The sequence below is a fragment of the Telluria sp. AC161 genome, from assembly GCF_979258535.1.
The window spans coordinates 2,913,576-2,937,001 of record NZ_OZ409861.1; the positions used below are offsets into that span (position 1 = coordinate 2,913,576).

Sequence of the window (23,426 nt, forward strand, 5' to 3'; positions counted from 1 at the left end):
CGGGGCGCGCCCGGACTGCGCTCCCCCTTACTAATTAACGCGAGTAGACGTTCAGTGCCGGGAAGTAGTAAGCGATTTCCACAGCAGCGGTTTCGGCAGCGTCCGAACCGTGAACAGCGTTGGCATCGATCGAATCAGCGAAGTCAGCGCGAATGGTGCCGGCGTCAGCTTTCTTCGGATCGGTTGCACCCATCAGGTCGCGGTTTTTCAGGATCGCGCCTTCGCCTTCGAGGGCGGTGACCATGACTGGGCCCGAGATCATGAACTCGACCAGGTCCTTGAAGAATGGACGTGCAGCGTGCACAGCGTAGAAGCCTTCGGCTTCAGCGCGCGACAGTTGCACCATGCGTGCAGCGACGATCTTCAGGCCAGCTTCTTCGAAACGGCTGTAGATTTTGCCGATCACGTTTTTTGCGACTGCGTCAGGCTTGATGATGGACAGGGTGCGTTCGATTGCCATGAGAAAACTCCAATAAAATGAAAGGTTTAGAACTGAGCGATGTAAACAAACTTTGGGACTCAATTAACCTTCAATTTTACCACATCCGACCCGAAAAGCTCATATTGCGGTGGCGGTCGGCAAGGTGGTACAGTGGCGGCAAACTTACGTCCAGCTTCTTGATCAAACTTCATGCTCGTTTAAGTCACGTGTTATAGGATGATAGGTAGTTGCTGTACAGTACCTGCAGTTATTCATTTCTCCGGAGGCACTATGTATCCTAGTACCCAAAGTACCATCGACCTGACCAAAGGTGGCCAGGCCTCGCGTAACAAAGTGCTACGCAATACTTACTGGTTGCTGGCGCTGTCGATGATCCCGACCGTGGCAGGCGCCTTCCTTGGCGTGTCCATGGGTGTCGCGCTGTTCAGCGGTATCCTCGGCTTCGTGATCTTCATGGCCGTCGCATTCGGCTTCATGTGGGCGATTGAAAAGAACAAGGACTCGGGCCTGGGCGTTGCCCTGCTGCTGGGCTTCACGTTCTTCATGGGCCTGATGCTGGCCCCGCTGCTGACGCACACGCTGAACTATTCGAACGGCGGCAGCTTGATCATGACCGCCTTCGGCGGTACCGCGATCGTGTTCGCCGTGATGGCCAGCATCGCCACCACGACCAAGCGCGACTTCTCGGGCATGGGCAGCTGGCTGATGGCCGGCGTCGTCGTACTGCTGCTGGCCGTCGTCGCCAACATCTTCCTGCAGATGTCGGTGCTGTCGATCGTGATCTCGATCCTGGCGATCGGTATCTTCTCGGCCTTCATCCTGTATGACGTGCAGCGCATCGTCAACGGCGGCGAAACCAACTACGTCACCGCCACGCTGTCGATCTACCTGAACGTCTTCAACATCTTCTCCAGCCTGCTGCGCCTGCTGGGCATCGTGGGCGGCGACGACTGATCGTCCCCTGCCCCAATAAAAAAACCGGCCACTGGCCGGTTTTTTTTCGTTCATTATTTCCTCACCCACAGCGGGGGTCAGGTCTGACATTTAGACACGACCTCAGCGTTAGCCACTTCCAACGGTGTCTAGCCGATCATCAGCATGGCCCGATGCCAGCCAGCTTCAACTGCCCGACTGTTGAGATCGTGTCCGAATGTCAGACCTGACCCCGGCTTTTGTCGAGGTCGTGTCCGAATGTCAGACCTGACCCCCGCTTTTCAGGTCCACTCTTCTGCCGGTGCTGGCTTGTCGCCCAGCTCGAACACGCCGATCGATTCCACGTGCGAGGTGTGCGGGAACATGTTGACGACGCCTGCCTTCGTCATCACGTAGCCGGCTTCGTGTACGAGGATGCCGGCGTCGCGCGCCAGCGTCGACGGGCTGCACGATACGTAGACGATCCGCTGCGGCATCAGGTGCTCGTGGGTGGTGCGCAGCTCGGCCAGCGCCTGCGCCAGCGCCATGGCGCCGTCGCGGGGCGGATCGATCAGCATGCGGTCGAACCGGCCCAGCGCCACCAGGTCTTCTTTCGTCACGTCGAACAGGTTGCGGGTCGAGAATGACGTCTTGGCGGCCAGGCCATTGGCGCGGGCATTCTCCAGTGCGCGTTCGGTCAGCGCGGTGCTGCCCTCGATGCCGACGACCTCGCGCGCCTGGGTTGCCAGTGGCAGCGTGAAGTTGCCCAGGCCGCAGAACAGGTCGGCCACGCGGTCGGTTGGCTGCACGTCCAGCAGGCGCAGCGCCTTCGAGACCAGCACGCGGTTGATCTGGTGGTTGACCTGGGTAAAGTCGGTGGGCTTGAACGGCATGCGGATGCCGAATTCGGGCAGCGTGTAGTACAGATCGGTGCCCAGCGGATAGTACGGGTGCGCCGAATCGGGGCCATTCGGCTGCAGCCACCAGTGGATCTTCCATGTGTCGGCGAATGCCTTGAGCAGCGTTTCGTCCTTGCGGCTCAGTGGCGCCATGATACGCAGCACCAGCACGGTCGATTCTTCGCCGATTGCCAGTTCGATCTGCGGCACGTGGTCGATGACCGACAGTGCGGCGATCAATTCGCGCAGCGGCACGATCAGGCGCGCGACATGGTCGGGCAGGATTTCGCAGGTGACGATGTCGGCCACCAGCGCCGAGGCTTTCTCGTGAAAGCCCACCATCACCGTGTTTTTCTTCGGCACGTTACGCACCGACAGGCGCGCGCGGTAGCGGTAATCCCAGGTCGGGCCGTACATCGGCCGCAGGATGGTCTCGGCCTTCACCTTGGCGATGTGCTTGAGGTTATCTTCGAGCACGCGCTGCTTCATCGCGACCTGCGCGCCCGGCTCCAGGTGCTGCATCGAGCAGCCGCCGCAGTAACCGAAGTGGATGCATTTGGGCTCGACCCGCATGGACGATGCGCGCTGCAGCGTGACCATGCGGCCCGCTTCCCAGTTCTTCTTTTTCTTGAGGGTCTCGTAGCTGACGCGCTCGCCCGGCAGCGCGCCTTCGACGAAGACCACTTTACCGGGCGAGCCGTCGGCGTTCTCGAGGTGGCCAACGCCGCGCCCGTCCATGTCGAGGGATTTGATGTCGATGAAAATGTCGTGCATGGGCGATCAGAAAGGAGTGAGCGTCGAGGAGAGGATGCGCTGGCGGCGCGGCCGCACAGGCGGCGCATGATAGCAAGGAAACCGATGAGGCGCTACAACCTGCCCCGATGGTTCATAACAGCGCGTCGCGGACCACGCCACGGGCGGCCATCGCCCGCTTGAGTTTCACCAGCGCTTCCTGCTGGATCTGACGCACCCGCTCGCGCGTGACGCCCAGCTCGTCGGCCAGTGTCTCGAGCGTGGCCGGCTCGTCGTTGTCCAGGCCGAAGCGGCGCGTAACGACCAGGCGCTGCTTGTCCGGCAGGCGCGCCAGCCAGTCGCGCACCAAGAGCGCGGCCTCATGCTGTTCGGCGTGGGCGTCTGGGCTGCTCTCGCCGTCGTCGGGCAGCACGTCCATCAGGCTCGATTGCGGGTCGTTGTCGAGCGGCGCGTCGAGCGAAGTAGGATGTTCGGACAGCATCAGGATGTCCTGCACCTCTTCGACCGGACGGCCGACCAGACTGGCGATGTCTTCGCTCGAGGCTTCCTTGCCGTCGTGGGTTTGCGCTTCGAGGTGGTATTTGGCGCGCAGCACGCCGTTGAGTTCGCGCACCATGTGCACCGGCAGGCGCACCGTGCGCGCCTGGTTCATGATCGCGCGCTCGATGCTCTGGCGGATCCACCAGGTGGCGTAGGTCGAAAAGCGAAAGCCGCGCTCGGGCTCGAATTTGTCGATCGCGCGCATCAGGCCGATATTGCCTTCCTCGATCAGGTCGAGCAGCACCACGCCGCGGTTGATGTAATGCTTGGCGATCGAGACAACCAGGCGCAGATTGTGCTCGATCATCGTCTGGCGCGCGCCGAAATCACCGGCCTTGGCCAGCGTGGAGAAATGGACTTCCTCGGCGTGCGTGAGCAGCGCGCGGGTGCCGATCTGGTTCAGGTAATGCTGGGTGGTGTCGGTCGCGAGCTCGGCCTGCAAGACCTTGCGCAGCTCGTCGACCGTATCGACGACGGCGGCAACCGCCAGCGGCTCGCCATCACCCGCAGCAGCCACCGGCCCGCTTTCCGGGTCATCCGGAAACTCGTCGGTGTCCTGCGGGTCGAGCGAGTGCGGCGGCTGTGTCATACCATCCTATCGAACGGGCAGGAACCTCGTCGGGTCGACCGGCTTGCCCTGCTGGCGGATTTCGAAGTGCAGCTTGACCAGATCGGCGTCGGAATCGCCCATTTCGGCGATCAACTGGCCCTTGGCCACATTGTCGCCTTCCTTCACGACGATCTTGCGATTGTGCGCGTAGGCCGACAACAGGCTGTTGCTATGCTTGACGATGACGAGGTTACCATAACCGCGAATCCCGCTGCCAGCGTACATGACCTTGCCGGAACCGGCGGCCACCACGGGCTGGCCGGCCTTACCGGCGATGTCCAGGCCCTTGTTGCGGCCGTCGTCGAAGGTGGCGATGACGCGCCCTTCCGATGGCCACATCCAGCTCAGGCGCGCTTCGTCGCTGGCCCCGGCAGCCGGGGCCGCCGGCGCTGCCGGCACGACCGGCGTGACGGCCGGAACGCTCGGGCGCGTATCGGCCACCGTGGTCTCGGTGGCCGGCTTCTTGTCGACGCGCGGCTCGGTCTTGCGCGGCGCGCTGGCGGCCGGCGGCATCGGAATCGGCTGGGTCTGCACATTGGCCGTGCGCTCACCGCCCGGCGGGCTCACGCGCAGCACCTGGCCGACCTTGATGTCATCCGGATTGGCCAGCTTGTTCCAGTCGACCAGGTCGCGGTAGTTCTGGCCGAAGTCGAAGGCGATGCGCAGCAGCGTGTCGCCCTTGCGCACGGTGTACATGCCGCGCTCGTCGTGCTTGGGGGTCTCGTCGACGCGCACTGGCGCCGGGCGGGTCTGTGCGGGCGGGGTACCGCGTTCGACGACGGGCGCCTGGCGGGTCGTGGTGGAACAGCCGGCAACGAGGCCGATAAGGATCGTCAGGAGGGCGAAACGCGGTGCTTGTGTCATTGGCATTCTTTAGTCTTGTCGGCGTACTGCGGGCCTGGCGGCCCAGATTGAAATTAGATGGTGCCCGGGCGCAGGGGCACAAAGTGGCACGCTTCCAGCGTCTCGCTGGTCCACTCGGCCTTGCCGGTGCGGGTTATGCGGTGCAGGTGCTGCACCTCGGCGCCAACGGGCGCGACCAGATGCGCACCGATGGCCAGCTGCTCGAGCAGCGCGCGCGGCACATCGAGGCCGGCGGCCGCGAGAATGATACCGTCGAACGGCGCCACCTGCGGCAAGCCTAACATACCATCGCCATACTGCAAACGCAGGTTCGATATGCGCATCGGGCGCAGATTGGTTTTGGCAAGCTCGTGCAGGGCCTTGATGCGCTCGATCGAGTACACATCCTTGGCGACGAACGACAGCACCGCGGCCTGGTAGCCGCAGCCCGTGCCGATCTCGAGCACGCGCTCGAGCTTGCGGCCGGCGCACATCATGTCGATCATGCGCGCCACGATATACGGCTGCGACATCGTCTGCTGATGGCCGATCGGCAGCGACGCATCGACATATGCCTGGCCCGACATCGCCGGTTCCAGAAACAAGTGGCGCGGCACGATTTCCATGGCGCGCAGCACTTGCGGATCGTTCACGCCCTGGCGCGCGATGCGGGTCACCATCGCGCGGCGCACCGCTTCGGTGGCGGCCAGGTCCGAGCGCTGGGCGGTCGGCGCGCCGGTCGCGGCCGGCACATAGCCGGGCGCGCGTGCAGCCGGCCCGGCTTCAAGCGGCGCCTTGCTGCCGCTGGCGGCGTTGCGGGTCGCGGTCTGCGGCGTGAACACCGGCGCCGGCGTGCCAGGCTTGCGCGCGCCGCCCGTCGTCGACGACAGCGGCAATGGGAAGTTCGGCCGCGCGTCCTTCATGGCAAGGCTCCCGCCAGCAGATCGAGCTGGGTCTTGTGGGTCAGATCGATCTGCAGCGGCGTGATCGACACGCGGCCCTGCGCCGTGGCGTGGAAATCGGTGCCCTCGCCCGCATCGAGGCAGGCACCGGGCGCGCCGATCCAGAAGATTTCGCGCCCGCGCGGATCCTGCGCGCGGATGACGGGCTCGGCCTGGTGACGGCGGCCAAGGCGGGCCGGCGTCAGCGGTCCGATCTGCTCGTACGGCAGGTTCGGGATGTTCACGTTGAGCAGGAACGGCGACGGCAAGGCGGCAAAACCGCCCGCCGCGAAACGTTCCACGATGTCGCGCGCCACGCGGGCCGCATCGTCCACATGGGCCCAGCCGCTGTTGACCTGCGAGAACGCGATGGCCGGCACGCCGAACAGATACGCTTCCGTGGCAGCGGCCACGGTGCCGGAATACAGCGTGTCGTCGCCCATGTTCTGGCCATTGTTGATGCCGGAAACCACGAGGTCGGGCAGCGCATCGGACATCCCGGTCAGCGCGATGTGCACGCAGTCGGTCGGCGTGCCATTGGCGAAGTAAAAGCCGTTGGCCGCCTTGTGGACCGACAAGGGACGGTCGAGTGTGAGGGAGTTGGATGCGCCCGAGCGGTTGCTGTCGGGCGCGACGACGACGATCTCGGCAATGGGCGCGAGCGCATCCGCCAGCGCCTGGATGCCGGGCGCGAGATAGCCATCGTCGTTGCTAATCAGTATCCGCATGGAGGCGATTTTACCTGAAGCAACGCTTGTATCGACACCTGGTGGCGGAAAAATGCGCCCGGATTTCATGATCCGGGACGCTGGATGCCGCTTTGACACGCCGCTACGATCAATAACTTAGCTGATTGACAAGCAGCGTGGCAAGAGCGGCAACGGCCGAACAACCACGCTCACGATCTGGCGCTCAAGCGTCCGTGCCGGCGTCGCTGTCATCGCCCTCTGCCGCCGCCGGATCGAAGAAGCGCAGCACGTCTTCCTGTACCCGCGTGCGCTTGAACGATGGCAAGCTTTGCCAGATGCGGCGGCCGTACGGCTTGGTGATGAGGCGCGGATCGCAGATCATCAACACGCCCCGGTCGTCGACGTCGCGGATCAGGCGCCCTGCCCCCTGCTTGAGCGTGATGATCGCCTCGGGCAACTGGTGGTGCATGAAGCCGTTAAGGCCCTGCTTTTCCATGACCTCGATGCGCGCGGCCAGCACCGGGTCGTCCGGCGGCGCAAATGGCAGCTTGTCGATGATCACGAGCGACAGCGCATCACCGCGCACGTCGACACCTTCCCAGAAGCTCTGGCTGCCCACCAGCACGGCATTGCCGGCCGTGCGGAACGAATCGAGCAATTCGGTGCGGCCCCGCTCGCCCTGGACGAACAGCGGGAAATCCCAGCCGCGCTCGGCAAACTCGACCCGCAGGCGCTCCGCCACCTTGTTCACGGCGCGAATCGTCGTGCACAGGAAGAACGTGCGCCCGCCAGCGGCCTTGATTACCGGCAGCGCGGCATCGACGACGGCATCGGTGTAGACGGCCGCCTGCGGTTCCGGCAAGCCGGTCGGCACGTACAGCAAGCCCTGGTTCACGTAGTCGAACGGGCTCGGCCAGGTCTTGGCCGGCTCGCCCGTCAACCCAAGCTGATCGGAGAAATGCTTGAAGTCGTTTTTGACGGCCAGCGTTGCCGACGTGAAGATCCAGCTGCGCGGCGTGCCTTCGCGCTGGTTGGAAAAGATCGGCGCGATCGACAGCGGCGTCTTGTGCAACTGCAGCGACGACGCAAAGGCTTCGGCCCACAGCACCGCCTGCTCGGCAGCTGGCGCCTTGGCGTCGGGCTTCCAGCCATCGATGGCGGCGGCCAGGTCGTGCGCGCGCACACGGCAGGCTTCGATCGTTTCGGCGCGCGCGGCGTTTTCTTCGAGCACGGTGATCATCCCCGCCAGCTCGGCCTTGAGCTTGTCGAGCGCCGGGAAGAACTGCGACGTCGGCATGATCTGCGGCAGCGACAGGCGCAGATTGCCTTCGCCGAACGCCAGGCGCAGGTCGCGCGCCGCTTTCTCGACAACGGTGACGACCTTGGCCCAGTCCGGGCCGCCCCGTGCATGCGCCAGGCCTTCGGCCAGGACGTCGCGGCACAGTTCGAGCACTTGCGAGGTCGACACCGACTGACCGAAGAACAGCGTCGCCGTGTCGGGCAGCTGGTGCGCCTCGTCGAAGATGATGGTGTTGGCCGACGGCAGCAGCTCGGCCACGCCGGTGTCCTTGAGGGCCACGTCGGCAAAGAACAGGTGGTGGTTGACGACGACGATGTCGGCCTGCTGCGCTTCGCGCCGGGCTTTCATGACGAAACAGTCCTGGTAATACTGGCACTCGGCGCCCATGCAGGTATCGCGCGTGGAGGTGACGAGGTTCCAGACCGTGGCGGTTTCCGGCACCTTGGCCAGCTCGGCCTTGTCGCCCGAGTTGGTCATTTTGATGAAGCGCGAGATTTCGCGCAGGTGGCCGACGTCGTCGCGCGACGTCAGGCGGCCGTTCTGCAGCGTGCGCTCGAGATGGAAATGGCAGACATAGTTCGAGCGGCCCTTGAGCAGCGCCACCGAGACCGGCGCGCGCAAGGCGGCGCGGATGGTCGGGATGTCGCGCATGAACAACTGGTCCTGCAGGTTCTTGGTGCCGGTCGAGACGATCGTCTTGCCGCCCCACAGCAGCGCCGGGACCAGGTAGGCGAAGGTCTTGCCGGTGCCCGTACCGGCCTCGGCCATCAGCACTTGCTGGTTGTCGATGGCGTGGGCGACGGCCTTGGCCATCTCGGTCTGGGCCTGGCGTGGCTTGAAGGTGCCGACGGCGGGCGCGAGCGGGCCGCCCGCACCGAACAGGCGGTCGAGGTCAGCATCGTACTTGCCGGCAGGGATGGCGGAGTCGGTCGACGCGGCGGAATGTGCTTCCACGGCGCCAGTGGCCGACCCAGCCGTCCCGACCGGCTCTGCGGCAGGGCCGGGAACAGGGAGATGGTCGGTCAATGTATGTGTCGTAACTTATCTTGAAGAAACGTGGCTTGCAGTAATGGCTCAGGCCGGGATATCGGGGACCAGCTGCATCTTCAGCAGCGTAATATGATCTTTGAGCTGCAGTTTACGCTTTTTGAGGCGGCGCAGTTGTAACCCGTCGGCGTGGCCGTCCGCCGTCAACATGGAGATGACGGCATCGAGGTCGCGGTGTTCCACATCGAGTTCAATAATACGGCGCTGGATGTCCTGGACATCGATCATGATGGTCTGTTCCAAACAGTGTTTACAGATGGGATTGCGGGAATGGGAGCCGGTCGGCGCTGGCGCAGCGGGCCTTCCAGTATTGCCGTAAGCAAATCTTCTTGCTTGTTGGTTGGTTCTCGGTGCATAGTTTAATCCACGCGGTCATTGCCGCCAACAAAGATTGGCGTTAGGCCTAAGAAAACAAGCATTTATGACTTCCTACAGGATCGAAGCGGGTACCGCGCAACACATCGGTAACCGCCCTCAACAAAACGATCGCGCCGCCCTGTTTACAGGTGCGCGCGCGCCCGGCTATGTGCTTGCGGTGCTGTCTGACGGCATCGCCAGCCCGGCCGGGGCCGAACAGGTGCTGCACACGGCACGCCAGGTATTCGACGAATTCAAGCCGGGCGACCATCCGGACATCGAGCGCCTCGCCCAGCTGCTGCACGAGATCATCAGCGAAACCCACACGGTGATCAAGATGAACGCCATCGCCGGCAAGACCGAACTCCACGCCAGCTTCGTCGGCCTGGTGATCAGTCCCCATGGCGAGGCGGTCTGGGCCCACGTGGGCGACTCGCGCCTGTATCGCTTCGAGCACGACAAGTGCGCGATGCGCACGAGCGACGTCGCCTATGTCGAGCACCTGATCTCGAGCGACCGCCTGCCAGCCGATGCGGCGCGCAACCACCGCCGCTCCAAGCTGCTGCTCAATGTACTGGGAAACAGCCGCAAGGAGCCGTTCGTTACGACGGGCAGCCACACGGGCCTGGTTGCTGGCGACAGCTTTTTGCTCGGCTCCGATGGCCTGTGGCACTTCTTCACCGACGCCGAACTGGCCGCCGTGACCGCCAAGTCCACGCCGCGACAGGCTGCCGAAAAACTCATCAGCAAGGCCGGCGAACGCTCTCAGGGCAAAGGTGGCAATTGCACCATGGCCATCGTCAAGCTGGTCAAACCCGCCGGCGCCTAGTTGCTCTTTGCCGGCGGTTGGCCTGCTTTTTTCGCCGCATCGTCAGCGGCGCGCTTGGCGGCTTTTGCTTCGCGCTCGGCGACGCGGCGCGCGACCTGCTTCTGACGCTCGATCGATTCCACACGCCGCGCTTCGGCCGCCGCCACATTCTGGGCTGCCCTCGCCTGGGCATTCTGGGTGCGGGCCGCATTCTCCTGCACGCGTTTGGTACGGGCTGCACGCGATTCCGCCGGCGTCGTGCGCGGCGCTGGCAAGGCAGCGCTCGGTGGCGCCTTGACAGCCGGTGGATTGGCCGCCAGTTCGGCTTCTTCTTTCTGGAAAGCGGCCTCGGACACGGCCAGCGCGCGGTCGCGCTCATCGACCTTGGCCTGGCGCAGGTAGCGCGACGCTTCGATCTCGATGGCGCGCTGCTCGAGCAGGGCCACGCGCTGCTGCTCGCTTGCCTCGTCCAGGCAACGGGTGACGAAGAATTTGTCGTAGCAGACCACTTCGCGTTCGGCGTAGCGGGTTTCGATGGCGCGGCGCTCGGCGGCTACGGCTGCCAGCCGCTCCTGGGCCTGCGCGGTCGAGGTCGATGCGGGAGGTGGCACCTCCGGCGCGGCCGGCTGTGTCGTCGAGCAGGCCGCCAGCAGGCTTGCCAGGGCCAGCAGCGCGCCTGCGCGCAGCGTGGTAATGCGTGTCATGTGGATCCTTGTTGTCGTGCCTGGCCGGTTCAGGCGATCTTGTCGGCCGCGCCGCGCCGCTCGGAGAGCATGTATTCGCGCGACTGCATCTCGATGATACGCGATACGGTCCGGTGGAATTCATTGGCCAGCTGGCCCTGCGTGTAGAGCTCTTCGGGCTCGACGGCCGCGGACATGATCAGCTTGACCTTGTGATCGTAGAACACGTCGATCAGCCAGGTGAAGCGGCGCGCTTCGGACGACTGCCCCGCCGACATCGCCGGGATACCGGACAACACCACCGTGTGGAACTGGCTGGCCAGTTCCAGGTAATCGTTTTGCGAGCGCGGGCCGCCGCACAGCGTGGCGAAGTCGAACCAGATCACGCCCCCGGCACGGCGCAGCGCGCGGATTTCGCGGTTCTCGATGTGCACGATCGGCGCTTCGTCGGCGATGTCGGCCACCTTGGCATAGGCGTCGCGCAGGGCGCGGTCGGACGCGGCATTGAGTGGCGTGTAATACGCCTCGACCTGCTCGAGCGCGCGCTTGCGGTAATCGTTGCCGGCATCGACGTTCAGCACGTCCAGCTTGTCCTGCAGCAGCGCGATCGTCGGCAGCATGCGGTCGCGGTGCAGGCCGTCCGGGTAGAGCGTCGACGGTTCGTAGTTCGACGTCATCACGAAGCTCACGCCATTGTCGAACAGCGCCTTGAGCAGGTTGTACAGGATCATCGCATCGGCGATGTCCGAAACGTGAAATTCATCGAAGCAGATCAGCCGGTACTTTTTGGCGATACGCTTGGCTACTTCGTCGAGCGGATCGGCCACGCCTTTCAGTTCATCCAGTTGCCCGTGGACGGCGCGCATGAATTCGTGGAAGTGCAGGCGCGTCTTGCGCACCACCGGCACGACCGAATAGAACGAGTCCATCAGGAACGATTTGCCGCGCCCTACCCCGCCCCACATATACACGCCCTTGGGCACCGTGGGGCGGTTGATCAGGCGCTTGAAAGCGGACGACCGCTGGGCCTTGTAGGCGACCCAGTCGTCGTACGCCTGCTGCAGGCGGTCCACCGCCATTTGCTGCGCGGGGTCGGACGTGAAACCACGCGCGTTAAGCTCGTGTACATAATATTCTTGAACGTTCATGGGATACCGATAAAAACATGGGGTGGACGGCGACGCCGTCCACCCCATGGAATTCACGCGCCGGCAAGCATGCCGGCGAAGTTTCTGCTGCTTAGAAGTTCAGCGAACGCTTGTCCACCGCCAGAGCGGCTTCCTTGGTGGCTTCCGACAGCGACGGGTGCGCGTGGCAGATGCGGGCAATGTCTTCGCTTGATGCCTTGAATTCCATCGCGACGACGGCTTCCGAAATCAGCTCGGACGCCATTGGGCCCACGATGTGCACGCCCAGGATTTCGTCGGTCGTGGCATCGGCCAGGAACTTGACCATGCCCGACGTGTCGCCCAGTGCGCGCGCACGGCCGTTGGCCATGAACGGGAACGTACCGGCCTTGTAGGCGATGCCTTCGGCCTTGAGCTGCTGCTCGGTCTTGCCGACCCACGAGATCTCTGGCGACGTGTAGATGACCCAAGGAATCGTGTTGAAGTTGACGTGACCATGCTGGCCGGCGATACGCTCGGCCACGGCAACGCCTTCTTCTTCGGCCTTGTGCGCCAGCATCGGGCCGCGCACGACGTCGCCCACTGCCCACACGCCCGGCAGATTGGTGCGGCACTCGTCGTCGACCACGACAAAACCGCGCTCGTCGAGCTGCACGCCCACGGCTTCGGCGTTCAGGCCGATCGTGTTCGGCACGCGACCGATCGAGATGATGAGGCGGTCGAACGTGGTGCTCTGTTCGGCGCCAGTGCTGTCGGCATACGCCACGGTGACGTTGTTCTCGCCCTTGGTGATCGCGCCGATCTTGCAACCGAGGTTGATTTTGAGGCCCTGCTTGACGAACAGCTTGTGCGCTTCTTTGGCGATCTGCTCATCGACTGCGCCCAAGAAGGTCGGCAGACCTTCGAGCACGGTGACGTCAGCGCCGACACGGCGCCAGACGCTGCCCATTTCCAGGCCGATGACGCCGGCGCCGATCACGCCCAGCTTGCCCGGGACTGCGTCGATGGCCAGTGCACCGGCGTTCGACAGGATCAGTTTCTCGTCGAATTCGGCGCCTGGCAGCTGGCGTGCGTTCGAACCGGTCGCGATGACCACGTTCTTGGCGGTCAGCGTGTCGGTGGTCGGGCCGCTGACATTGATGGTGTAACCGCCTTCGGCAGTACCGGCGAACGCGCCGCGGCCGTGGAAGAAGCTGACCTTGTTTTTCTTGAACAGGAACAGGATGCCGTCGTTGTTCTGCTTGACGATCGTGTCCTTGCGACCCAGCATCTTGCCCAGGTCGAGTTCGAGGCCCGAGACATTGATGCCGTGGTCGGCAAACGCGTGACCGGCGTGCTCGAAGTGCTCGGACGACTGCAGCAGTGCTTTCGACGGGATGCAACCAACGTTGGTGCAGGTGCCGCCCGGGGCAGGCTTGCCGGCGGCGTTGCTCCATTCGTCGATACAGGCAACCTTGAAGCCCAGCTGGGCTGCGCGGATGGCAGCAATGTAACCGCCAGGACCGCCGCCGATGACGACGACGTCAAATTGTTTATCGCTCATTACATGATTCCTTTTTTATTCTTCCGGAACAAATACCCACAGCAGCAGGTAGATCAGGATGCCGAAGCCGAACGTCAGGACGAACAGCACGAAGATCAGGCGCCAGACCCATGACTCGAGGCCATAGGTGCGCGCCAGGCCGCCACACACGCCGCCGAGCCAGCGATCGAGCCGCGTGCGGCGCAGGCCGCTGAGCAGATCATCGCGGTGCGTGTCGAACGACGAGCCGCTCTTGAACACGCTCTCCTTCGTCAGGCTGACGGTGGACGCGCCAGAGAGAATGCGCGCCTTGGCCTGCTCGAATTCGGCGTCGGTCAGCGCGCCGGCCTGGTGCAGCTCGTGCAGCCGCTTGATTTCGTCTGACAGCATGTCGTTCTCCGGCAAACTATGACCGACGCCACGGGGCGCCGGCCAGGTTGAGACTTACAGGTCCAGCAGCAGGCGGGCCGGATCTTCCAGCGCATCCTTCATCGCGACCAGGCCCAGGACGGCTTCGCGGCCGTCGATGATGCGGTGGTCGTACGACATGGCCAGGTAGTTCATCGGACGGATCACGATCTGACCGTTTTCGACGACCGCGCGGTCCTTGGTCGCGTGCACGCCCAGGATGGCCGACTGTGGTGGGTTGATGATCGGGGTCGACATCATCGAGCCGAACACGCCGCCGTTCGAGATCGAGAACGTACCGCCGTTCAGATCGTCCAGGGTCAGCTTGCCTTCCTTGGCTTTCTGGCCGAATTCACCGATTTTCTTTTCGATATCGGCGATCGACATCTGGTCGGCGTTGCGCAGGATCGGCACCACCAGGCCACGTGGCGAACCGACAGCGATACCGATGTCGAAGTAGCCGTGGTAGACGATGTCGTTGCCGTCGACCGACGCGTTCAGCACTGGATACTTCTTCAGTGCGGCAACAGCGGCCTTGACGAAGAACGACATGAAGCCCAGCTTGACGCCGTGTTCTTTCTCGAACTTGTCCTTGTACTTGTTACGCAGGTCCATGACTGGCGCCATGTTCACTTCGTTGAACGTGGTCAGGATGGCGTTGGTCGACTGCGATTGCAGCAGGCGCTCGGCGATACGGGCGCGCAGGCGGCTCATCGGCACGCGCTCTTCCGGACGGTCGCCCAGGTTGGCAGGTGCGGCGGCAGCGACTTGCTGCAGCGGCGCCTTGGCAGGTGCAGGTGCTGCAGCTGGTGCAGCGGCTGGCTTGTTGGCGACAGCGGCCAGGGCGTCGCCCTTGGTCACGCGACCGTCACGGCCCGAACCATCGACGCCGGCGGCGTTCATGTTGTTGTCAGCCAGGATCTTGGCAGCGGCAGGCATCGCGACGCCAGCCTTCGACTGGTTCGAGGCAGCTTCCGGGGCTGCTTGCGATGGCGCGGCAGCGATCGGTGCGTTTGGCGCGGCCGACGGGATGGCTTTCACTGGCAGCGGGCTGGTCTGCGCCGATGCTTCGGTGTCGATGACGGCAATGACTTCACCGGCGACGACGGTTGCGCCGTCGGCCTTGAGCAGTTGCACGATCACGCCAGCGCTTGGCGCTGGCAGTTCCAGGACCACCTTGTCGGTCTCGATGTCGATCATGTTCTCGTCGCGCTCGACGGACTCGCCGACTTTCTTGTGCCAGGACAGCAGGGTTGCTTCAGCAACCGATTCCGACAATACAGGGACCTTGACTTCGATTTGTGCCATTTAAAACTCCAGTAATTATTCTTTGCAAGAAACCCCGACGCGCTGCGCCGGGGTCGTGGTCTTACTTATTGGTGATCACTTCGTCAGAATGAAGCCCTTGAGCTTCGAGAACGCCGTCTCCAGCAGTTCTTTCTGCTGCGCGATGTGCTTGTCGGCATAACCGACCGCAGGCGACGCCGAGGCGGGACGACCGGCGTATGCCAGGCGCTGGCCATCTTCCATGCCTTCGAAGATGTTGTGCTGGATCTGGAACCAAGGACCCTGATTTTGCGGCTCGTCCTGCACCCACACCACTTCGCCAGCGTTCGGGAACTTTTTCAGTTCGGCGCCGAACGACTTGTGCGGGAACGGGTACATCTGTTCCATGCGGATGATCGCAGTGTCGGTCACGGCGCGCGCCTTGCGTGCATTGACCAGGTCGAAGTAGACCTTGCCCGAGCAGACCAGCACGCGCTTGACCTTCGATGCGTCGATCTTCTCGTCGCATTCGCCGATCACGGTCTGGAAACCGCCCTTGGCCAGGTCGGTCAGCGGTGAACCGGCATCCTTGTTACGCAGCAGCGACTTCGGCGTGAAGATGACCAGAGGCTTGCGGAACTGACGCACCATCTGGCGACGCAGCAGGTGGAAGATCTGAGCGGCGGTCGTTGGCTGGACCACTTGCATATTGTTGTCTGCGCACAGTTGCAGGAAACGCTCGATACGTGCCGACGAGTGCTCCGGACCCTGGCCTTCGTAGCCGTGTGGCAGCATCATGACCAGGCCCGACGCGCGGCCCCACTTCACTTCGCCCGAGGCGATGAACTGGTCGATGACGACTTGCGCGCCGTTGACGAAGTCGCCGAACTGGGCTTCCCAGATCGTCAGCGTGTTCGGTTCGGCGGTCGAGAAACCATACTCGAAGGCGAGCACGGCTTCTTCGGACAGCACCGAGTCGATCACGGTGAAGTTGGCCTGGTTCTCGGACACATTGGCCAGTGGCAGGTAGATGCCCTGGTCCCAACGCTCACGGTTCTGGTCGTGCAGCACGGCGTGACGGTGCACGAACGTGCCGCGGCCGGCATCCTGGCCCGACAGGCGGATGGCGTAACCCGACGACAACAGCGACGCGTATGCCAGGTGTTCGCCCATGCCCCAGTCGAGGTTGACTTCGCCGCGGCCCATATTGGCGCGGTCGGCCAGCACCTTGTCGACCAGCGAGTGCGGCTTGAAGTTTTCTGGCGTGGTGGTGATGCGTTGCGCCAGGCGCTTCAGTTCGGTCAGCGGTACGGCAGTATCGGCCGCATCGGTCCACTTCTTGTTCAGGAACGGCGCCCAGTCGACGGCGTACTTGTTCTTGAAGTTGGTCAGCACCGGATCGACCGTGTGCTTGCCGGCATCCATCGCATCGCGGAACGCAGCGACAAGCTTGTCGCCACCGTCGGCTTCGATGGTGCCCTGCGCTGCCAGCTTTTCGGCGTACAGCTTGCGGGTGCCCGGGTGCTTGGCGATCTTCTTGTACATCAGCGGCTGGGTCAGCGCTGGCGTATCCTGCTCGTTGTGGCCCAGCTTGCGGTAGCAGATGATGTCGACGACGACGTCCTTGCCGAATTCGGCGCGGTAGTCGAGTGCGATCTGGCTGGCCAGCACGACGGCTTCAGGATCGTCGGCGTTCACGTGCAGCACCGGTGCTTCGATCATCTTGACGACGTCCGAGCAGTACAGCGTCGAGCGCGCATCGCGCGGATCCGACGTCGTGAAACCGATCTGGTTGTTGATGACGATGTGGACCGTACCGCCCGTACCGTAGCCGCGGGTCTGCGCCAGGTTCAGGGTTTCCATGACCACGCCCTGGCCGGCGAAAGCTGCATCGCCGTGCACCAGGATCGGCAGCACTTCCTTGCCCTTGCGGTCGCCACGGCGTTCCATACGCGCCTTGACCGAACCTTCGACGACCGGGTTGACGATCTCGAGGTGCGATGGATTGAACGCGAGTGACAGGTGGACAGGGCCGCCCGGCGTGGTGATGTCGCTCGAGAAGCCCTGGTGGTACTTGACGTCACCGGCTGGCAGGTCGTCGGCGTGCTTGCCTTCGAATTCTTCGAACAGGTCGGCCGGGCTCTTGCCCAGGGTGTTGACCAGGACGTTCAGGCGGCCGCGGTGGGCCATACCGATAACGATTTCCTGGACGCCCTTTTCACCAGCGCGCTGGATGACTTCGTCCATCGACGCGATGAACGATTCGCCACCTTCGAGCGAGAAGCGCTTGGCGCCGACGTACTTGGTGTGCAGGTAGCGCTCGAGGCCTTCGGCCGCGGTCAGGCGCTCGAGGATGTGTTTTTTCTTTTCAGCCGAGAAGGTCGGGGTCGAACGGATCGATTCCAGACGTTCTTGCAGCCAGCGCTTTTCGGTCGGGTCGCTGATGTACATGAACTCGGCACCGATCGAGCGGGTGTACGTGTCACGCAGCATGTTCAGGATATCGCGCAGTGGCGCGGTTTCTTGACCGAAATACGTATTGGTGATGTTGAAGACCGTGTCCATGTCGGACTCGGTGAAGCCGTAGAACGCAGGATCGAGTTCTGGCAGCAGTGGACGTTCCTGGCGCTGCAGCGGATCCAGGTTGGCCCAACGCGAACCGAGGTAACGGTAGGCGGCGGTGATCTGGGTCACGGCGACGCGCTTGCGGCCCAGTTCGGAGTCAGCCGAGGCGACCACGGTGCGGATCGGACCCTGCTTGGCGCGTTCGGCGAACGACGCAATGACCGATGAATGGACGACGTCAGGACGGTTCGAGCCATCGACGGCCGGCACGTGCTGCATCTGGTCGAAGTAGGCGCGCCAGTTTTCTGGCACCGACGTCGGATTGTCCAGATAGGCCTCGTACAACTCTTCCACGTACGGGGCATTGCCGCCGAACAGGTATGAGTTGGCGTTTTGTTGTTGCATCATTCTTGCTCACCTTTCTTTTCGCGCTTCGCGAGGGTTGGGCGGGTTATTTAACCTTCCGCGACACGGCCTGACCGTTTAGCGGATTGCACTTCAAGACATCAAGTTGTGGGGGAAGGACTGTTTCAGTACCGATACATGTGCAAAATCCTGCCTGTTTGCGCTCATGATTGTAACGCATGATCCCATGCGGGGCAGATTACATTCCTAGAATAATTTATTACCAAATGTGTTTTTGAACACTCACACCACACCGGCAAATGTGCGGTTGTCGTCAATACCACGTTGACCTTGTAAATGATAATCGTTATCATTTAACGCATGTCCACCTCCGCCCCGTCCCCTGATGTCGTCCAGCCGGTGTTACCTGCATCGGCCAAAGCAACCAGCACGCCCGCCCCCGCTCCCGCGACTGGCGGCATGCCCCAGCGCCTCCCTGGTGCGGGCCGCGCCATGTTCCTCAAGCAGTTGCACCAATGGCACTGGATCAGTTCGGCGATCTGCCTGATGGCGATGCTGCTGTTCAGCTTTACGGGGCTGACGCTGAACAACGCGGCGCTGATCAAGGCCACGCCCGAGGTCACGCGCCTGAAAGCCACGTTACCGGCGCCACTGGTTCCCGAATTCAAGCAGTGGGCCGAAGAACACGCTGACGCCAAGGTGCCGCTGCCCAGCAGCATCGCCGACTGGACCAACAGCGCGTTTCCTGTCGATGTGCGCGGCCAGCGCGCCGAATGGACCGAAGAAGACGCCTACATCGCCCTGCCCCGCCCCGGCGGCGACGCCTGGCTGCGCATCGCCGTCGACGGCAGCGCCGAATTCGAGCGCACCGACCGCGGCTGGATTTCGTGGCTCAACGACATGCACAAGGGCCGCAACACGGGCGCCGTCTGGAGCTGGTTCATCGATATTTTTTCGGTCGCCTGCATCGTGTTCTGCATCACGGGCTTTTTGATCATGAAATACCACGCGGCCAACCGGCCGTCGACCTGGCCGGTGATCGGCTTCGGCATCGTGCTGCCCGCCGTGCTGGCGTTGTTGTTTGTCCACTGAAGTTTGCCAACTGAGCGTTCTAACTATTTCCAACCTGAGAGAAGACCAAGAATGAAACTGTCCCACTCGCTCGTCCTGACCCTGCCGCTCGTTTCCGGCTGGGCCGTGGCCGCCGACCTGTCCGTCAAGTTCGACCTGCCGCAACTGAACGTGGCCGAATACCACAAGCCGTATGTAGCGATCTGGCTTGAGCGCGCCGACCAGAGCGTCGCGGCCAATCTCGCCGTGCTGTACGACCTGAAAAAGGACGCCGCCGGCGACAAATGGGTCAAGGACCTGCGCACGTGGTGGCGCAAGGCCGGGCGTGACGCCAAATTTCCGCTCGATGGCGTCAGCGGCGCCACACGTCCTGCCGGCAGCCAGACGATGAAATTCGACGGCGCCAAGCACGGCCTCGACAAACTGCCGGCCGGCGACTACAAGCTGGTCGTGGAAGCATCGCGCGAAGCGGGCGGGCGTGAACTGGTGAAAGTGCCGTTCACGTGGACCGGCAAGGGCAAGGTCGCGGCGAATGCGGCCGGCAAGGAAGAATTGGGCGCCGTCGCCCTCGAGCTCCAATAACAACAATCAAGAGAGAATCCCATGCACAACCGTATCCTCAAGGGCGCCCTGCTCGGCCTGGCCCTGGCCGGCATGTCGATGAGCGCGCAGGCGCACCGCGGCTGGCTGCTGCCCAGCACGGCCATGGTCGAAGCAAAGGAACCGTGGGTCACGCTCGACGGCGCGATCTCGGAAGGCCTGTTCGAATTCCACCACGTGCCGCTGCGCCTGGACAACCTGACGATCACGGGCCCGGATGGCGTGACGACCAAGGCCGAAGGCGCCGTGCTCGGCAAGTTTCGCAGCACGATCGACATCCGCCTGCCGAAGGACGGCACCTACCGCCTGGCCATCGTCAGCAACAACGTGATGGGCAGCTACAAGCTCGGCGGCGAGGTCAAGCGCTTCCGCGGCGTCGAAGGCACACCGGGCGCGCAAGTGCCGGCCGGCGCCACCGACGTGACCACCAGCACCACGCACACGCGTCTGGAAACCTTCGTCTCGGCCAATGACATGAACGACACGGCGCTCAAGCCGAGCGGCGTCGGCCTCGAAATGGTCCCGGTCACCAACCCTTCTGACCTGCGCGCGGGCGAGCCGATCACCTTCCGCTTCCAGCTCGACGGCAAGCCGCTGCCGAACTTCCCGTTCAGCATGGTGCCGGGCGCCGTCAAGTACCGCGGCACACTGGGCGAGCTGCGCTTTACCACCGATGCCAACGGCGAGGTCAAGTTCACGGTGCCGGACGCGAATATGTACTGGCTCTCAGCCAAGTTCCCGCTCGAGACGCAAAAAGGTCCGCCAGCGCCGGGCGCCAAGCGCTATAGCTACACGGCCACGCTCGACGTCCTGCCGCAGTAAGGGCGCACAGGCTCGATGCGCACCATTCTTGTTCCCCTGAGCGTCGACGCGGCCATGCCGCCCGGCGGCAGCACGCTGTTCACCACATCCGGCACGTCGATGGGCACGACCTGGTCGGCGCGGCTGATGCTGCCGCCGGGCGCCGATGGCGCCGTAGTCACCCGCGCGCTGCAAGGCGAGCTGGACGAGATCGTTGCGCAAATGAGCCATTGGGACGAAGGCTCCCTGCTGTCGCGCTACAACCGTGCGCCGGCCGGCAGCTGGCACGCGCTGCCGCCGCAGTTTTTTGCGGTCGCCGAGTATGCGCTGCAGGTGGCGGCCGACAGCGGCGGCGCCTACGATCCGGCTGCTGGCGCGCTCGTCGATCTGTGGGGCTTCGGCGCCCGCGGGCGTTACGACCAGCCGGGGTTCCAGGCGCCGCAGGCTGAGCTGGTTGCCGATGTCATCGCGCGCCGGGTTGAACGCCAGCCGGTGCTCGACCATGCCGGGCGGCGCCTGCTGCAACCGGGCGGCGCGATCCTGGATTTTTCATCGGTCGCCAAGGGGTATGCGGTCGATCGCATGGCCGCCTGCCTCGAGGATCGGAGCGTGCGCCACTTCGTCGTCGAAGCGGGTGGCGAATTGCGCGGCGCCGGGGTCAAGCCGGATGGCCAGCCGTGGTGGGTCGAGGTCGAGGGCGTGCCGGATTACGAGGGTGTCGGGCAGACGATCGTTGCCCTGCACGGGCTGGCAATTGCCACCTCGGGCGACTACCGGCGCAGCTTTCAATATGGCATGCGGCGCATGGCGCACACGCTCGACCCGCGCAGCGGCTATCCGGTCGATCATGACCTGGCCTCGGTCACCGTGCTGGCGCCGACCTGCATGGCGGCTGACGCGCTGTCCACTGCCCTGACCGTGCTCGGGCCTGATGATGGGCTGGCGTTTGCGGAACAACGCGGGATTGCGGCGCGCTTTCTCGTGCGCGCCGGATCCGGTTTGAAAGAAACCACGACGGGCGCCTGGGGCCTCATGCTCCAATAATGCTTCAATGATGATGCAATGATGTTGACAATCGAACCGCTGCGCTGGGGGAGCGCATTGGCGCTGTCCGGCGCCTATCTTGCGATGTGCCTGGGCCTGTGGCGCATGCATCTGGCCAAGGCGCGGCCCAGCGGCGTGGCAGCCGACTGGCTCGTGGTCTACGCGAGCCAGACTGGCAGCGCAGAATTTCTGGCCGAGCGGACGGCTGCCACGCTGGCGCTCGGGGGGCTGGACGCGCGCGCGGCCTGCATCTCGACGCTCGATCTGGCCACGTTGTCCAGCACCAGCCGCATCCTGTTCGTCTGCAGCACCTATGGTGAAGGCGACGCACCCGATCCCGCCGCACGCTTTGCCACACAGACGATGGACGCGGCGCCGGACCTGTCGCAGTTGCACTTCGGCATGCTGGCCCTGGGCGACATCACGTACACCAACTACTGCGGCTTTGGCCGCGCGCTCGATGCCTGGCTGCGTGAGCGCGGCGCAACGAGCCTGTTCGAGCGGATCGACGTCGACCGCGGCGCGCCAGAAGCGCTGGCCGCATGGCAGCACCACCTGAGCCACTTGGCCGGTACGAGCGATGCACCGGACTGGGAAGCGCCCGCCTACGGCGCGTGGCGCATCGCCGAACGCACGCTGCTCAATCCCGGCAGCGCCGGTGCGCCGCTGTACCGCCTCGCGTTGGTGCCGCAGGATGGCGCGCTGCCGGCGTGGGAAGCGGGCGACCTGGCGCAAGTGAGCGCGCCTGCTGACCCGGCGCATCCGCGCGAGTACTCGATTGCCTCGGTACCCGCAGAAGGCCAGCTCACGTTGCTGGTGCGATTGCAGCAGCGCGCCGACGGGACACCGGGCGCAGCGTCCGGCTGGCTCTGCACGGATGCGCTTTCGACAGACACGATCCGGCTGCGGGTGCGCGCGCATGCACGCTTCCGGCTGGGCGAGAATGCGCTGCGGCCCCTGATCGCGATCGGCAACGGCAGCGGGCTGGCCGGCCTGCGCGCACTGCTGAAAGCGCGCATCGACGCCGGCACCCACGACAACTGGCTGCTGTTCGGCGAACGCAATGCGGCCCACGATTTCCTGTGCCGGGGCGAGCTCGAAGAATGGCGCGACAGCGGCGCCCTCGCCCGCCTCGACCTGGCATTTTCGCGTGACGGCAGCACAGCGCGTTATGTCCAGCACCTGGTTGCCGCGCAAGCTGACCTCTTGCGCCAGTGGGTGCAGGATGGCGCGGCGATTTACGTTTGCGGCAGCCTGCAGGGAATGGCTGGCGGCGTGCATGATGCACTGATCGACGTGCTGGGCGCGGCCACGGTTGAGGCCATGATGGCCAATGGCCGCTACCGGCGCGACGTGTACTGATGCCCGATCAAGTTCGATTTTCTCGTCAGGTGGCTTCTGTTCAGTTAGCACGCACTGAGCATGCGGTGACTGAGCATAAGTGCGGACGAACGATAAGGTCAGAAACGAAACAGTAATGTTTGACACAAGAGGCTGAGGCATACATGCTCGCGGGAACTTCCGCCTTCGGCCAACAGCGGATTTTGCCATTGACCGCCAAACATCGAAAGCAAGCCATATGACGCCATTGAATGAGCAGCTTGAGGGGGTTACTGATGAAGCAACGTTTCTCGCCTTTGTTCAGGCGTTGATCGTGGATCGTAGAGGTAATGCTGAACACTGGGAAAATGAATCCATCGAAGACTTTCTGGAAGGGGCTAGTGCATGGGCAGAAGATTCAGGGTTCGGCTCTCAACAAGGCCTTTTACTTGCATCCCCCTGGCGAAAGTTCGCAACTTTCCTCTTCTCGGGAAAGATCTACGAATAGCGAG

At 63.6% G+C, this 23,426-nt stretch carries 22 protein-coding genes; 8 read left to right on the forward strand and 14 right to left on the reverse strand.

What is annotated here, in order from left to right; translation table 11 throughout:
- Positions 1–34: 34 nt before the first annotated feature.
- Positions 35–460, reverse strand: coding sequence for a nucleoside-diphosphate kinase (ndk, locus tag ACZ0AJ_RS13085; RefSeq protein WP_183555425.1), 426 nt, complete (start codon positions 458–460; stop codon positions 35–37).
- A 252-nt stretch (positions 461–712) separates the two neighbouring features.
- Here ndk and ACZ0AJ_RS13090 point away from each other — a divergent pair, with 252 nt between their 5' ends.
- Entirely contained in the window at positions 713–1,396 is a 684-nt protein-coding gene (locus tag ACZ0AJ_RS13090) for a Bax inhibitor-1/YccA family protein (RefSeq protein ID WP_183555426.1), read from the forward strand.
- 260 nt (positions 1,397–1,656) lie between these two features.
- Here the strand turns inward: ACZ0AJ_RS13090 and rlmD are convergent, their stop codons facing one another.
- The 7 genes from rlmD to ACZ0AJ_RS13125 all read right to left on the reverse strand — a co-directional run bounded on the left by rlmD (position 1,657) and on the right by ACZ0AJ_RS13125 (position 9,204).
- On the reverse strand, positions 1,657–3,027 hold the full coding sequence (gene rlmD, locus ACZ0AJ_RS13095; protein ID WP_499454936.1) for a 23S rRNA (uracil(1939)-C(5))-methyltransferase RlmD: 1,371 nt from the start codon (positions 3,025–3,027) through the stop codon (positions 1,657–1,659).
- Positions 3,028–3,139: 112 nt separating this feature from the next.
- Entirely contained in the window at positions 3,140–4,135 is a 996-nt protein-coding gene (rpoS, locus tag ACZ0AJ_RS13100; protein ID WP_499454938.1) for an RNA polymerase sigma factor RpoS, read from the reverse strand.
- Between the two features lie 6 nt (positions 4,136–4,141).
- Positions 4,142–5,020 carry a peptidoglycan DD-metalloendopeptidase family protein gene (locus tag ACZ0AJ_RS13105; RefSeq protein WP_499454940.1) on the reverse strand — a complete coding sequence of 293 codons (879 nt, stop codon included), beginning with the start codon at positions 5,018–5,020 and terminating at the stop codon, positions 4,142–4,144.
- Between the two features lie 53 nt (positions 5,021–5,073).
- Entirely contained in the window at positions 5,074–5,922 is an 849-nt protein-coding gene (locus ACZ0AJ_RS13110) for a protein-L-isoaspartate(D-aspartate) O-methyltransferase (RefSeq protein ID WP_499454941.1), read from the reverse strand.
- Entirely contained in the window at positions 5,919–6,668 is a 750-nt protein-coding gene (gene surE / locus ACZ0AJ_RS13115; RefSeq protein ID WP_258835041.1) for a 5'/3'-nucleotidase SurE, read from the reverse strand. The genes ACZ0AJ_RS13110 and surE overlap by 4 nt, the downstream gene beginning before the upstream one ends.
- Before the next feature lie 184 nt (positions 6,669–6,852).
- The gene (gene yoaA, locus ACZ0AJ_RS13120; RefSeq protein ID WP_499454942.1) at positions 6,853–8,883 is read right to left on the reverse strand and encodes a DNA repair helicase YoaA; all 2,031 of its coding nucleotides are present in this window, start codon (positions 8,881–8,883) and stop codon (positions 6,853–6,855) included.
- A 120-nt stretch (positions 8,884–9,003) separates the two neighbouring features.
- Positions 9,004–9,204 carry a YdcH family protein gene (locus ACZ0AJ_RS13125; RefSeq protein WP_183555433.1) on the reverse strand — a complete coding sequence of 67 codons (201 nt, stop codon included), beginning with the start codon at positions 9,202–9,204 and terminating at the stop codon, positions 9,004–9,006.
- 193 nt (positions 9,205–9,397) lie between these two features.
- On the opposite strand from ACZ0AJ_RS13125, the gene ACZ0AJ_RS13130 reads away from it, so the two are divergent.
- The gene (locus ACZ0AJ_RS13130) at positions 9,398–10,162 is read left to right on the forward strand and encodes a PP2C family protein-serine/threonine phosphatase (protein ID WP_499455046.1); all 765 of its coding nucleotides are present in this window, start codon (positions 9,398–9,400) and stop codon (positions 10,160–10,162) included.
- On the opposite strand, the gene ACZ0AJ_RS13135 is transcribed toward ACZ0AJ_RS13130, so the two are convergent.
- The 6 genes from ACZ0AJ_RS13135 to ACZ0AJ_RS13160 all read right to left on the reverse strand — a co-directional run bounded on the left by ACZ0AJ_RS13135 (position 10,159) and on the right by ACZ0AJ_RS13160 (position 18,120).
- On the reverse strand, positions 10,159–10,845 hold the full coding sequence (locus tag ACZ0AJ_RS13135; protein WP_499455048.1) for a hypothetical protein: 687 nt from the start codon (positions 10,843–10,845) through the stop codon (positions 10,159–10,161). The two genes, ACZ0AJ_RS13130 and ACZ0AJ_RS13135, sit on opposite strands and share 4 nt — an antisense overlap.
- Positions 10,846–10,874: 29 nt before the next feature.
- Positions 10,875–11,972 (reverse strand): cell division protein ZapE, encoded by a 1,098-nt coding sequence (zapE, locus tag ACZ0AJ_RS13140; protein ID WP_183555436.1) that lies wholly within the window; start codon positions 11,970–11,972, stop codon positions 10,875–10,877.
- A 91-nt stretch (positions 11,973–12,063) separates the two neighbouring features.
- Positions 12,064–13,494 (reverse strand): dihydrolipoyl dehydrogenase, encoded by a 1,431-nt coding sequence (lpdA, locus tag ACZ0AJ_RS13145; RefSeq protein ID WP_499455050.1) that lies wholly within the window; start codon positions 13,492–13,494, stop codon positions 12,064–12,066.
- Positions 13,495–13,509: 15 nt separating this feature from the next.
- A complete protein-coding gene (locus tag ACZ0AJ_RS13150) occupies positions 13,510–13,863 on the reverse strand; it encodes a PspC domain-containing protein (RefSeq protein WP_183555438.1) in 354 nt (117 codons plus the stop codon).
- A gap of 54 nt (positions 13,864–13,917) precedes the next feature.
- Positions 13,918–15,189: a 2-oxoglutarate dehydrogenase complex dihydrolipoyllysine-residue succinyltransferase gene (odhB, locus tag ACZ0AJ_RS13155; RefSeq protein ID WP_499454946.1), complete on the reverse strand. Its 1,272-nt coding sequence runs from the start codon at positions 15,187–15,189 to the stop codon at positions 13,918–13,920.
- 75 nt (positions 15,190–15,264) lie between these two features.
- A complete protein-coding gene (locus tag ACZ0AJ_RS13160; protein ID WP_258835047.1) occupies positions 15,265–18,120 on the reverse strand; it encodes a 2-oxoglutarate dehydrogenase E1 component in 2,856 nt (951 codons plus the stop codon).
- Between the two features lie 417 nt (positions 18,121–18,537).
- Between ACZ0AJ_RS13160 and ACZ0AJ_RS13165 the strand changes: the two genes are divergently transcribed.
- The 6 genes from ACZ0AJ_RS13165 (at position 18,538) to ACZ0AJ_RS13190 (ending at position 23,422) form a co-directional block, all read left to right on the forward strand.
- The gene (locus ACZ0AJ_RS13165) at positions 18,538–19,170 is read left to right on the forward strand and encodes a PepSY-associated TM helix domain-containing protein (protein ID WP_499454949.1); all 633 of its coding nucleotides are present in this window, start codon (positions 18,538–18,540) and stop codon (positions 19,168–19,170) included.
- Positions 19,171–19,221: 51 nt separating this feature from the next.
- Positions 19,222–19,731 carry a DUF2271 domain-containing protein gene (locus ACZ0AJ_RS13170; RefSeq protein ID WP_332533593.1) on the forward strand — a complete coding sequence of 170 codons (510 nt, stop codon included), beginning with the start codon at positions 19,222–19,224 and terminating at the stop codon, positions 19,729–19,731.
- Positions 19,732–19,752: 21 nt separating this feature from the next.
- Positions 19,753–20,571: a DUF4198 domain-containing protein gene (locus ACZ0AJ_RS13175; protein ID WP_499455054.1), complete on the forward strand. Its 819-nt coding sequence runs from the start codon at positions 19,753–19,755 to the stop codon at positions 20,569–20,571.
- A gap of 15 nt (positions 20,572–20,586) precedes the next feature.
- On the forward strand, positions 20,587–21,594 hold the full coding sequence (locus ACZ0AJ_RS13180) for an FAD:protein FMN transferase (RefSeq protein WP_499454954.1): 1,008 nt from the start codon (positions 20,587–20,589) through the stop codon (positions 21,592–21,594).
- A gap of 18 nt (positions 21,595–21,612) precedes the next feature.
- Positions 21,613–22,956, forward strand: a complete 1,344-nt coding sequence (locus tag ACZ0AJ_RS13185) for a sulfite reductase subunit alpha (RefSeq protein WP_499454956.1) — start codon at positions 21,613–21,615, stop codon at positions 22,954–22,956.
- Between the two features lie 217 nt (positions 22,957–23,173).
- On the forward strand, positions 23,174–23,422 hold the full coding sequence (locus ACZ0AJ_RS13190; protein ID WP_499454958.1) for a DUF7660 family protein: 249 nt from the start codon (positions 23,174–23,176) through the stop codon (positions 23,420–23,422).
- The last annotated feature ends 4 nt before the right edge of the window (positions 23,423–23,426 follow it).